The 11,642-nt window shown below is 40.4% G+C and carries 12 protein-coding genes; 10 read left to right on the forward strand and 2 right to left on the reverse strand.

The genetic code is table 11. The annotated features are described in order from the left end of the window. Positions 1 to 181: 181 nt before the first annotated feature. The 10 genes from VB732_RS04720 (at position 182) to holA (ending at position 9,094) form a co-directional block, all read left to right on the forward strand. Positions 182 to 628, forward strand: coding sequence for a DUF1257 domain-containing protein (locus tag VB732_RS04720; RefSeq protein ID WP_322733980.1), 447 nt, complete (start codon positions 182 to 184; stop codon positions 626 to 628). 3 nt (positions 629 to 631) lie between these two features. After that, complete coding sequence (locus tag VB732_RS04725; protein WP_323229691.1) at positions 632 to 838, forward strand: DUF2997 domain-containing protein; 207 nt, start codon at positions 632 to 634, stop codon at positions 836 to 838. A gap of 262 nt (positions 839 to 1,100) precedes the next feature. Beyond that, positions 1,101 to 1,358: a hypothetical protein gene (locus VB732_RS04730; protein ID WP_323229692.1), complete on the forward strand. Its 258-nt coding sequence runs from the start codon at positions 1,101 to 1,103 to the stop codon at positions 1,356 to 1,358. Further along, positions 1,355 to 2,971: an AAA family ATPase gene (locus VB732_RS04735; RefSeq protein WP_323229693.1), complete on the forward strand. Its 1,617-nt coding sequence runs from the start codon at positions 1,355 to 1,357 to the stop codon at positions 2,969 to 2,971. The genes VB732_RS04730 and VB732_RS04735 overlap by 4 nt, the downstream gene beginning before the upstream one ends. A gap of 104 nt (positions 2,972 to 3,075) precedes the next feature. Beyond that, a complete protein-coding gene (locus VB732_RS04740; protein WP_323229694.1) occupies positions 3,076 to 3,627 on the forward strand; it encodes a WGR domain-containing protein in 552 nt (183 codons plus the stop codon). Positions 3,628 to 3,930: 303 nt separating this feature from the next. Beyond that, the gene (dnaN, locus tag VB732_RS04745) at positions 3,931 to 5,385 is read left to right on the forward strand and encodes a DNA polymerase III subunit beta (protein ID WP_323229696.1); all 1,455 of its coding nucleotides are present in this window, start codon (positions 3,931 to 3,933) and stop codon (positions 5,383 to 5,385) included. Between the two features lie 320 nt (positions 5,386 to 5,705). Then, a complete protein-coding gene (locus VB732_RS04750; RefSeq protein WP_323229697.1) occupies positions 5,706 to 6,122 on the forward strand; it encodes a XisH family protein in 417 nt (138 codons plus the stop codon). Continuing rightward, the gene (locus VB732_RS04755; protein WP_323229698.1) at positions 6,110 to 6,463 is read left to right on the forward strand and encodes a XisI protein; all 354 of its coding nucleotides are present in this window, start codon (positions 6,110 to 6,112) and stop codon (positions 6,461 to 6,463) included. Before VB732_RS04750 ends, VB732_RS04755 begins: the two co-directional genes overlap by 13 nt. 245 nt (positions 6,464 to 6,708) lie before the next feature. Then, positions 6,709 to 8,136, forward strand: a complete 1,428-nt coding sequence (dnaX, locus tag VB732_RS04760; protein WP_323229699.1) for a DNA polymerase III subunit gamma/tau — start codon at positions 6,709 to 6,711, stop codon at positions 8,134 to 8,136. A gap of 4 nt (positions 8,137 to 8,140) precedes the next feature. Then, positions 8,141 to 9,094 carry a DNA polymerase III subunit delta gene (gene holA / locus VB732_RS04765; protein WP_323229700.1) on the forward strand — a complete coding sequence of 318 codons (954 nt, stop codon included), beginning with the start codon at positions 8,141 to 8,143 and terminating at the stop codon, positions 9,092 to 9,094. 245 nt (positions 9,095 to 9,339) lie between these two features. Here holA and VB732_RS04770 read toward each other — a convergent pair whose 3' ends face one another. Both VB732_RS04770 and VB732_RS04775 read right to left on the reverse strand, forming a co-directional pair. Continuing rightward, positions 9,340 to 10,230 (reverse strand): nucleoside triphosphate pyrophosphohydrolase family protein, encoded by an 891-nt coding sequence (locus VB732_RS04770; RefSeq protein ID WP_069069434.1) that lies wholly within the window; start codon positions 10,228 to 10,230, stop codon positions 9,340 to 9,342. Between the two features lie 205 nt (positions 10,231 to 10,435). After that, entirely contained in the window at positions 10,436 to 11,554 is a 1,119-nt protein-coding gene (locus tag VB732_RS04775; protein ID WP_179075908.1) for a nucleotide kinase domain-containing protein, read from the reverse strand. Positions 11,555 to 11,642: the final 88 nt, after the last annotated feature.

Here is an 11,642-nt window from a genome sequence, read left to right on the forward strand (position 1 = left end):
ACAGTCAAGAAGGTGTCTGTATCGTCCTTGATCGAAAACTAAGTGTGGGTTGTAGAGGAAGACAATACGCCCACACTTCCCAAGCTTGCTACGGAACTAAGAGGGGAAGGAACTTTTTGCTTCCTTGTCTATCACCACTGTTCGCATTAATTTACCAGTCCACAGTATTTAGAGGTAGGAAATGTCGCACTTTTCAACTGTCACTACAAAACTAACTAACCGTGAATGTTTAGTACAAGCTCTACAAGATTTGCAGCTTACCGTTCAAGTTTATGAAAAACCACAATCCCTGAGAGGTTATTACGACGACTCCCAAGGACAAAGTGCTGAGATTGTTGTCCCTGGCCGTAGTTTAAGTGTCCGCGCAGATATCGGGTTTAAGTGGGATCAGGAGGCAGGGGTGTATCAACTCATCCATGATGCCTATGAAACTGTACCCCGACTAGGAGAAGACTTCTTTTCGCACACCCTAATACAAGCCTACGGACAGAAGATGGTTCGCGCTAAAGCAGCCCAGTTACAAGAACATCTGGGAGAATGCACCATCACAGAACAAACCAATGGTCAGGTACATACCCTGCGCCTTGCATTTTCAGCACACCAGCAAACTCAACAAGTACGGAGATAATTTATGGAACGGGCAATCTTAATACATTTTGACACTGTTACAGGCGAAGTGAAAATAGAAGCCGAGGGATTTGAGGGTTTGTCCTGTCTAGAAGCAACCCAACCCTTTGAGGAAGCTTTGGGTGTGGTGCAGGGCGATCGCACTTATAAACCAGAATCTCAACAACAGCTTCGTAGCACGATTACTCATCAACAAAAACTGTACCAGTAAATGATCAGGACTTACGCACTGGTAAGGGAAAATCAAACCGCAGAGGACGCAGAGGACACGGAGAAATAAGAGTTTCAGAGAGTTTTTGCGTAAGTCCTAATGATGACAAGGGAGATAGGAAGAGACTTCTTTAATAATTCCTCCTTGTCTTCGTGTTATCGTGTCCTCCCCATCCTGCCTGTTCCTCACCTAAACAACGATGCAATTCCACCAATAAACATTCGATGGGGGAGCGAGGAAAATTCCCCCGCACAATTTTTCTATGAGTGAACTACCTGAAGATTATCCGATGCTGCATATTTACCCCTCAAAAGAAGCGCGGCAACCAGTAATTATCAAAGGAAATGCGGAGGGACTATGCGCTTTAGTCAATGCCCTAATTTCCGCCATTGCTCATCCAAATTCTTCTGGAGTTGCTGAAGTGTTTAACGGCGATGCCGAAGTTTACGAAGTAGTCGTGCATCTTGTTACCACTCACGAAAAACTTTCTCCCTTACCCGATCAAAATTCGCAACAATGAAACTATCAAACCTGATAACCACCATTGATTCTCAAATACCCATCGTGGCAATAGATGTTCTGTCCCCCGAAGAAGCCACTATCATTCAGTGGTTAACTACTGAAGTGATGGACAAACTTAATAGTCCTGTATACTTCTGGAATTTGGGAGTTTCCGGCTTGGAGCAATGTCTGATTGCTGACGACGGTGGACTGGTGTTCAAATCAGTCGAGACGTATAAAAAGCCTCCTAACATAGACCCTTTAATATATGTGTTCGAGTACATCAACAATTTCGGCGGTAATGGGGTTTTCATCCTGGGAGATGTTCACCCTTTTGTAGGTAAAAACTCCCTGCAATTGAGTTGGGAAATCCTCACCAGAGTAAAAAACTTGTACCATCGCCTCAAACCGACTGAAAAGCGAATTGTGTTTTTAGGTCAAAACATTCAACTGCACGAATCCCTGCTGAGACTAATTCCTTGCTGTGAAGTTCCTTTGCCCAGCATTGAGCAAATTCAAGACCACTTAGAATCATATTTACTATACTTGCAAGAATCTGCCAGTGAGCAAGAGGTAACTTTTACCGTATCTCTCACCACTGAAGATAAAGAAACCTTGGCAAGGGCAGCTTTAGGCTTGACGCTGGAGGAAATTAGCGACTTTCTGCGGCTGACTGTTAAAGAGCGATTAACTTCTAAAGGTATAGTAATTGATACTACGGTCATCCCTTTGGTTGTCGAATACAAAACCCGCCTACTGTCTCAAATGGGTATTGAATTGGGTAAATTGGCGACCATACCCTTTGGTGGTTTGGATTTATTGCGGGATTGGTTGCAACGCCGCAGCCGATTATTTTCTCAAGAAGCGCGATCGCTAAATCTACCCCAACCTAAAGGGGTGCTATTGGCAGGGCCACCAGGAACAGGTAAATCGATAGTGGCGAAAAACATTGCAACCATACTCAATCTTCCACTGCTGCAATTAGACATTGCCTCGATGCTTGGTAGTCTGGTGGGAGAATCTGAGGGCAATGTCCGCCGCGCACTCAAGACTGCTGAAGCTATTGCACCCTGTATCTTGTGGATTGATGAGGTTGAGAAAGCACTTTCAGCTAATGGCGATACCTCTGGAGTCTCACAAAGGATTTTGGGAAATATCCTCACTTTCATGTCTGAGTGTACGGCGGGGGTGTTTGTGGTGGCAACTTGTAATGACCCAACAGCGCTGCCTATTGAGTTTAAGCGGAAAGGGCGGTTTGATGAGAATTTCTTCGTTGACCTGCCTACTGAGTTGGAACGCTGCCAGATTCTCAAGATTCACTTAGAACGGTTTGGTATAGAAGTTCCGCAGGAATATTTAGAGGCGATCGCTGCTGCTACTGACAAATTTAGTGGTGCTGAGTTGGAAACCCTAGCATCAGAAGCAGCACTACTGGCTTTTGATGAGGGAAGACCTCAGCAGGTTACACTGGCTGATTTAGAAAATTGCCAGCAAAACATCACCCCTTTAGCTGTTCAAGATGCTGCTGCTGTTGAGCGGATGCAGTCTTGGTCAAAGATTGCGCGACCAGCTTCCAGTCCTGTGCAGGTATCTAAGAAAGGTCTTCGTACTTCTAGGTTCCGCACTAATTAGGTATTCCCAAATTAGTAATGATTTGAAGCTTTTGTCAAATGAATATCTGTTGTTGAGATGTTCATTTGACATGGCAATAGTCTACTCTGAATCAGGTCAAAAATATGGAAGTTTACTTAATATTTGTAGATGCGGCTCAGAACAGTAACAAATTCTGGAGTGCAAAAGTTGAGCAAGGTAATCTAACTGTTGAGTGGGGTAGGGTAGGTTACAAATCTCAGCAAAAAGTACACTCTTTTGGTAATTATCAACAAGCAGTTTCTAAATTCCACAATCTCGTGGCTGAGAAGAAAATGAAAGGCTACCGAGAAAGCCAACCTCAAATTGATAGTACTTCTGATTCTCTAGAAATCAAAAGAGCTATACAATTACTGGAGATTTTGCGCCCTTATGTAGCACAAAGGCAATTTGCCAATAGAAATTATCTAGAAACATTAAACCAATATTTGAAAATTGTTCCTACACCTTTAGGAATGAAAATAGACCCGTCTCGAATATACCGTGATGTGGCAGATGTTCAACATCAACTATCACTGCTGAACTCTTTGTTGGAAACTGATTCTGTGCTGGCTGATAACACTACAGAAGAATCTGCTAATAACAGCAAAGTCATCAGTTTAAAAAGCATTGGAAAGAACTTTTGGAGGCATTTGTAGAAATAATTCAGGAGCGGAGCCAGATATTCCCAAAGCTACGATCAGAATAAAGGCTTAGGAATGCAAATTTAATAACCTGCAATTCTGATTAAACTGGGAATGGTGCGTTACGCTCCGCTAACACACCCTACTTTTGCACTTTATTTAATCCACGTTCCTTACCTGAGAGCGGTTAAATGGGATATATCAGTAAACTTCCGTATGTCTCACAGAGTAAAAGCATCTGATTCAAAGCTTCCCAATCTTTCTTTTCTGCTATCGCAGTCATCTTTCTAACAATGTCGCAACCAGAAATAAATTATCATGACTCAAACAGCATCGAAACAAAGGGTAAAGCCTGCCAATCAGACAAAAAAAACAAGTGTAGCTACTCCTAAAGGCGAAAATGAAGTATCAGCAAATATCCCAGAAATATCTACAGGTAAAAAGAAAAAATCTACATCTCCTGATGCTGATACTTCAACTGAGCCTATCTTAAATAAGCGTACTAATAAACGTTCTGCCAAATCAGAGTTAAACCCTCAACCACTTATAGAATCAGGAATGGAGGTAATCTGCTCACAAACTAAATTTCACGATGCACTCTCTTTAGTTAGTTGTGCTACCCCAGCAAAACCTACCCATCCTATTCTTGCTAATGCTCTAATCATTGCAGATATCGAAACACAACAGATACATTTAACTGTTACTGATTTAGCATTAACAATTCAGGCAAGTTTTGAAGCCCAGGTGTTGCTCAAGGGTGAAATTACTGTGCCAGTGGAAATGCTATTTGAGATAGTTAAGCATTGCCCTAATGGTAATATTAGCCTCAGTAGTCAGACTCAGATTATACAGCTTATTGATGAGGATAAGCAAACAAAAATCTGCTCTCTCAGTTTATCTGATACTGATGGAAAATATGAAATTAGAGGCATTAGTGCTGAAGAATTTCCACCTAGTTCTACAATTGATGCTACTCCTATTCCTTTGCCAACAACAGTTTTCAAAGATGGTTTGAAAGGTGTAATTTATGCTGTAAGCACTGATGAAAATAAATATATCTTGACCGGAGTTCATATCCAACTTACACAGGAAAAGTTAAAGTTTATTGGTACTGATGGGCATCGAGTCGCAACCACTGAACTTTCAACTCAAGGAATTGGTAGAAAACCCCGCAAACAAGTAGAATCTGAAGAGATAATCCAATTTACTATTCCTGGTCGAGTCCTCAAGGAACTAGCGCGTAACTTGGATGATTCTGTGGAATTCATTAATTTGTTGTATGATGCCCAAAGTAATCGCTTGGGTTTTGCTTGGCAAGATATTATCCTCAGATGTCAATGTTTGGAAGGAACTTACCCTGACTGCGAACAGCTATTGGCAAGATTTAGCTTTGACCGAGAAGTAATCCTAGAAAAAGCATTCTTAGTCAAAGCACTGGAACGGTTAGCTGTGTTAACAGATAAAAAAGAGAAAGGTATTTACTTACAGTTTGATGGAAGTTTGCAGCAGCTACGACTATCAATTGAACGGGAGTTTGGCAAAGGTGATCAGGTTATTGCTGCTCATCTACCATCAGAAATGTCATTGAATATCCAGTTTAACCTCAAGTATTTAGTAGAAGCAGCTAAGGCAATTCCCAGTTCCGCTATCAAAATGCACTTGCAACAATCAGATCATCCTGCCATGTTGGTTCCTTATGGAGATAGACCAAATCCAGAACTGCAAATGGAAATGCGTCAATTCTTATTGCCACTGTACACTCTAAATACTTAATAAATGTTAATCGGAATCTTGAAGTTTTGTAGGGTGTTTTGGATACGAGTGGTGTTTATTTTAGACGGGGATTTGAGTAACTCTGGACAAAACTGACAATATGAACGAAAATCCTCGATTTTGACAAATAGAAACTGTGCATTTTGGCGGTAAATATCCGACTATTTACCGCCAAAATGCCAAATTTATCCAATTTTATCAAGAAAAAAGGAAGCAAAGTAGGGTGCAAGAAGGAAAGATAGAAAAGTATGTTTTAGAATCTAATTGTTACCCAATATGGTAAACACTTTACAATCAGAGTATTACTCTATAGTTCCACCATGCCAGCAAGAGACATATACCATAATGAAGTCAAGAACGCATTGATAAAAGACGGTTGGACTATCACAGATGATCCTTACTTTATCAAATATGAGGATGCTGAACTCTACGCCGACCTAGCAGCAGAAAAACCAATCGCCGCAGAACGCCAGGGACAGAAGATTGTTGTAGAAATCAAGAGCTTTGTCGGCAAATCGATGATGTATGATTTTCATAATGCCTTGGGACAATACATAGTCTACCGGAAACTAATTCAACTTACGGAGCCAGAATATAAACTTTATTTAGCTGTTGATGATGTTGTCTATGAGAACTTTTTTCAACGTAAATCTGTACAAGCAGTCATCAATGAAAATCACCTGCTGTTAATAGTTGTAAATACAGAAAAGGAGGAAATTCGGCAATGGATAAGCTAGAAGAATATCGCAATGCTATCAAGAAGATATTGACTGAGTATTACGAAACTACTAATACTCAAGTTATAAAAGATACGGGAGTTGAAGTAAGCGATCGCTTGGCTTTTGATGAAACAAGAGATCAATATCTTTGGTTTCGATTTGGCTGGGATGACAAAAAGCAGATACAGTATATTATCATCTATCTCTGCATTAAAAACGGCAAAGTTTGGGTGGAAGAAGATGCAACTAATTTATGCGTTGTTGATGATTTGCTTTCAGTTGGAATACCTCAAGCCGATATTGTTTTGGGTTTTCATCATCCCAGTAAACGAGGTTTAACAGAATTCGCTACTGCTTAAGGAGGCAGGTAAAAAAGAGAAAATTAGTGTTCTATGAGCCAAGGATATGAATTATAAAATGGCTATAAATCAATTGCCAATTACATAAATTTATGCACATATTTCAACGTTTAAAGAATTAGGCATACTCAACTTCTGGTATCGGTAAATCCTGCTGGGAACGGTTTAGTAAATCAGCCTACTTTGGAGTCAAAATTACACCCCCTTAACAGGGCAAGGGCGACAAATTAAGGTTAATGTATCCTATGTCTACAGTCGCCCTACATCAAAAATATCGACCCCAGACAATAGCCGAATTAGTTGGACAGCCCTACATCAAAACTGCTCTAACTAATGCTGTCAAATACCTGCAAATTGCACCAGCTTATTTATTCACAGGTTCTAGAGGCACAGGTAAAACTTCAACTGCTCGGATATTTGCTAAATCCCTCAATTGCCTTAACACTAAAAAACCAACTGACCAACCTTGTGGTATTTGTCAATCCTGCCGTTCAATTGAAACCAGTAATAGCCTAGATGTTAGTGAAATTGATGCTGCTTCTAATAATGGTGTAGATGATGCCCGTGCTTTAATTGAGCGCAGTACCTTAGCACCTGTTGCAGGACGTTACCGAATTTTTATTCTCGATGAGTGCCATTGTCTAACCGGTAACGCCTTCAATGCTTTACTCAAGTGTATTGAAGAACCGCCACCTCATGTTGTTTTCATTCTCTGCACAACAGAACTGCACAAGGTGTTACCTACCATTGTCAGCCGTTGTCAGGTGTTTAATTTCCGCACTTTGTCTGTTCAGGCAATTGTGCAGCACCTCGGTATTGTAGCAGATGCAGAATCTATTTCTATTGATGATCAGGCACTAACAGCGATCGCCCGACTCAGCGATGGTGGATTGCGGGATGCACTGCAATTACTGGGTCAGGTGAGTCTTTTAGATGAAGATATCACTGCTAATCATGTCATGGAAATCGCTGGTGGTGTGACAGAAACAGAATTAATGTCAATTTTACAGGCAATATCCACTAACAACACCTTTAACTTGCTGCAAGTAGCAAGAGTTTTAGTAGATTCTGGAAAAACGCCCAAATTGATTCTCTCCAACTTACTGCAAACATACCGAGATTTACTGATTATCAAGTCTGCACCCAAAGAGCAATCCCTGCTAACTGGTTGTGTTAGCTATGCTCAACTCAAGGTTTTAGCAAATCACTGGAATTTCGAGACGCTGAATTTGTCCCTAACAGAGTTACAAAAAGCAGAAAACTATCTTCGGTACACAGTAAATGCTGCTGTGTGGCTAGAAGTTTGCTTACTGAACCTGATACCCAGTTTATTGCCTTTGCCTGTCAGTGCAACCAAGACGCTAACTGCTAAACCTGTAAATGACAAAGGGCATGATAGCAAATTGTTACCAGCAGTTGCAGCCCAAACTACTAACCTGGCTCAAATTTGGCAGCAGGTGATGGATACAGCTAAACCCAGCAATCAAAAGCTGTTGGCTCATGCTCATCTCGTTAAATTGCAAGGTGACAAGGCAATTTTAGAGGTTACACCAGCTTACCTGAATAAGTTTGAAAGTAGTAAAGAGGCGATCGCTAAAATGCTGCAACGAGCTACCCAAAGTCAAGAACCAATGACTGTATTAATTAAAACTGCCAAAGTAACGGGAGGGTAAAAAGATGATTGTCTTGCTGACAGGTGACGATCAACACGCCATCCAGGAACAGCTAAACCAATACAAAGCAGAGATTGATGCTCAATGGCTCACACTTTGCTATCACCGATTTCCAGCCGATCGCCTTGACCAAGCTATCAGTGTAGCTCGCACTCGTTCCCTGACAGGTGGTAAAAAACTGGTGATTGTGGAAAATTGCCACCTCAAGCTGTGGGGTGATACTGAGTTGTCAACTTTGCAGCAGCTTGTTCAAGTGCCTGAATTCATAATTCTGGTGTTTGTCGCCACCAATCTAGATAAGCGCCTGAAGATTTACAAACATATTGTCAAGTATGCCAAGTTGTTTGAGTTTCCATTAATACCAGCTTGGCGTACTGATTTGATTGAAAAGGCGATCGCTATTCAAGCTAAAAAAATCAAGCTGGTGCTGTCAAAGAATGCGGTGGAATATCTAGCAGAAGCAATTGGTAACGACATGACCCGTGCAGCCACAGAGTTACGCAAACTGTATATTTATGGTAATGGCAGACAACTTGAGCTTGCAGAAGTAAAAGAGTTAGTGCGATGTCAGACTCAGAGTAGCCTACAACTGGCATCTGCTATTCGCCAAGGAGAAAGCAATCAAGTTTTGCACCTGCTGGATGATTTACTGTCACGCTCGGAACCATTAATGGTGATTGTTGCTACTCTCCTAACGCAGTTTAGAACTTGGCTGTGGGTTAAGTCTGCAATTGTTTCTGGGGTTAAGAAAGATAGTGAATTAGCTCAACTGTGCAGTATCAGCAATCCTAATCGCATTTACTATTTGCGTCAGGAGGTAGCAAATACAAGCATCAACGCTTTAGCTAAGGCAGTAACTATGATGCTGGATTTGGAGATGTCTATTAAGAGAGGTGCTGAAAGTAAGGATTTACTGCTAATAATTCTTAGTGTTAGCAGGTTATTTAAGTTAACTTAATCAACATAAAGTTGACTGAGAGTTTTGGATTTTGGATTGTATATTTGATTCCGGTCTAAAATCCAAAATCAGTTATTTAAGTAAGTCCAAGTCAATATTTCACGTTGGTAAAAGGCAGGAGGCAAAGGAAATAAGGCATATGGTAAGTACCATAATAGTCAGCTAGGTTTCTGTGAACGCTTGATGTGAACCACCACTTTTACTTACACCAGATGGAGGAGGTATTAAACGATCTGTTTACCACTTTATTTTGCTTGATAACTTATCGAACTTGTATCAATGTCAATAATAACCTTACCGCCCCCATTTTTTTCTACTTGTCGCCAAACTTTATACCCATCAACAATTGCCTTCTCCCAATCACCTAGCGAACACTCTCGAACTTCTAAATGCAAGGTCATATTTTTTATAGTTTTCAATAGTTGGTCATCTATCGTTACAACCCCTTCCAAAAACCCATGATCCTTGGCATAGCTGAATACAAGTGCTGATATACCTTCATCAATAGCTATTGCCCGACCACCATCTTCAACCTCGTCAATACGAGGATTACTTTTACGCTTGCGTTTAAGGTTACTGCGAATGACTGGCGACCATCCCAAAACAGCAGCATAGGACAAATGAAAAATATCATGAAAGCGATAGCCATCACTAAAGTAGGAGTTATCGGTAAGGTAATTTCCAATCTGTTGACCATTAATAAATGCTCTCACTTTCACTGAGTTATCTTCGCTCACTTCAGTAAGATATAGCTCAAACTGTCGCGGTAAACTTTCGTGTTCGGAAAAGTTACTATCAAATATGTAGGCTGTAGTTTGACTATCTATTTGTACCGAATCTCTTCTTCCCCAACGGTCACGACACTTATTCAGATTAATTTGTGCAATTTCTGCCAAATCTAGATCAAATTTACTGGCTACGTTAGCAACGTACCAAAGTAAATCCCCTAACTCTTCTGCAACACAATCTTTAAAAAGTTTATGTGCATCTTTATCCCGGAGATGCTTTTTATATTCAGCGAGGAGTGAACCTGCTTCACCAACCAAACCCAGCAGAGGTATGATTATTCCATCTCCACTTTTAGTAGGAACTTGATCAGTTTTCAGGGCTTGTTGTTGATACTTACGAAAATCCATTATCCACTCCTTATCTTGAGATTATATTTGGTGTTGCTGATTATGGGCATGAAAAAATAGAGTCTGAAAGCAGGCTCACTTGGCCATGCTAAAGTTGCTGAAGCAAAGCCTTCTGTAGAGTTATCGGAGTTGATTAGAAACTTTTGCAAGGAGGGCAAATAATTTTAAATTTTTTAAATTTGCACCCCTCGTTTAGTAATACCTTCTATTTAGATTTGGAAGCAGCTTGAATTTTTATATCCTCTTCAATAGCTTGGTTAATTTTCCATTTTGGTGGATACCAATAACTAATTGGTTGTACGTTAACTGAATACTTTTGCTTTATACGTGTTCTTCCTGATATTCCCGATATTTCAGGGTGTTTCATCCGAGAATACTTATCTACCTCACAAAATAGATTTTGGCAGTCGATTAATTGCAGTCTCCGTCCCCAAAGGGAATGATAATTTAGTCCTAATCGCTCAAACTCAGATTCTTGGATATCTGCCATGAATTTAATAATTTCTGGTTCGTTTAAACCACCCAGATCAAGAAAACATTTGCGGATACCATCAAGCGCACCAGGACCAGGAATTACAAACTCCATCTCGCTATAGCTAGTAATCTCGCTATAGTTAACATCAGTTATAAACTGGTATGCCAAAAAATCGCCAATAGTTGGATAATTATGTAATAAATCGAAACCCTGGTGCATATTCCGTGAATCTGCTAGCTTCTGTGGCAGATCATCAGTCATCATCTTTTCAATCAACTTGAGATTATTGCGGTGCTTTGTAGTATATCCAAATGTTTTGCCACCCGATGGCATGATATATGCCGCAGAATAGATAGTCTGACCGGACTGCATGGTTTCTGTGAGGATTTTATCGTAGCGTTCAAAGCAATAGTCAGCATAAGTAATATGTCCAATATTTTTTTCTAGAAGCTGCCAAGTTTCAATTTTGTTGAAAATTTTGAAGAGGATAATTCTAAAGAATACCTCATTGATTGAAGATGGTAGATCGTCCCGATAGATGACATTTCGTATCAAGTACTGGCTCGTGCGGTCGCTTGCGCGGTAGGCATTGGTAAATTTGTATGTGGAAAGAATTGGATCATCAGTCCAAGGCACTTGTGCATTTTCTAGCTTCTTGTAAAATATCTTTTGTCGTTCGGCAGCGAATTGCCAATAAGTATTGAATACAACTGTAGGCTTGGCGGGTAGAATATGTGAAATGATAACTGGCGATGAGATAGGTTTTTCTCCACTATCGCCAATTCCAAGACTTAACTGTTTGTTTTGATTGGCGTTTTCGCTAGACTGTTTCTGACGTTTTTTTCCCATTTTATCTCTCTAAAGAAACATTTCTGTTTCCTTAAATCCGTAAAGTACTCTCACCCGCAAATATCTTTTATTAAGCTTGTCTGGAAAA

Source organism: Nostoc sp. UHCC 0252, from assembly GCF_034931145.1.
Lineage (GTDB): Bacteria > Cyanobacteriota > Cyanobacteriia > Cyanobacteriales > Nostocaceae > Nostoc.

What these genes read in the sequence shown, in the direction of transcription:
- VB732_RS04720 (WP_322733980.1), top strand. Translation starts at nt 182, where the DNA reads ATGTCGCACTTTTCAACTGTCACTACAAAACTAACTAACCGTGAATGT.
- VB732_RS04725 (WP_323229691.1), top strand. Translation starts at nt 632, where the DNA reads ATGGAACGGGCAATCTTAATACATTTTGACACTGTTACAGGCGAAGTG.
- VB732_RS04730 (WP_323229692.1), top strand. Translation starts at nt 1,101, where the DNA reads ATGAGTGAACTACCTGAAGATTATCCGATGCTGCATATTTACCCCTCA.
- VB732_RS04735 (WP_323229693.1), top strand. Translation starts at nt 1,355, where the DNA reads ATGAAACTATCAAACCTGATAACCACCATTGATTCTCAAATACCCATC.
- VB732_RS04740 (WP_323229694.1), top strand. Translation starts at nt 3,076, where the DNA reads ATGGAAGTTTACTTAATATTTGTAGATGCGGCTCAGAACAGTAACAAA.
- dnaN (WP_323229696.1), top strand. Translation starts at nt 3,931, where the DNA reads ATGACTCAAACAGCATCGAAACAAAGGGTAAAGCCTGCCAATCAGACA.
- VB732_RS04750 (WP_323229697.1), top strand. Translation starts at nt 5,706, where the DNA reads ATGCCAGCAAGAGACATATACCATAATGAAGTCAAGAACGCATTGATA.
- VB732_RS04755 (WP_323229698.1), top strand. Translation starts at nt 6,110, where the DNA reads ATGGATAAGCTAGAAGAATATCGCAATGCTATCAAGAAGATATTGACT.
- dnaX (WP_323229699.1), top strand. Translation starts at nt 6,709, where the DNA reads ATGTCTACAGTCGCCCTACATCAAAAATATCGACCCCAGACAATAGCC.
- holA (WP_323229700.1), top strand. Translation starts at nt 8,141, where the DNA reads ATGATTGTCTTGCTGACAGGTGACGATCAACACGCCATCCAGGAACAG.
- VB732_RS04770 (WP_069069434.1), bottom strand. Translation starts at nt 10,230, where the DNA reads ATGGATTTTCGTAAGTATCAACAACAAGCCCTGAAAACTGATCAAGTT.
- VB732_RS04775 (WP_179075908.1), bottom strand. Translation starts at nt 11,554, where the DNA reads ATGGGAAAAAAACGTCAGAAACAGTCTAGCGAAAACGCCAATCAAAAC.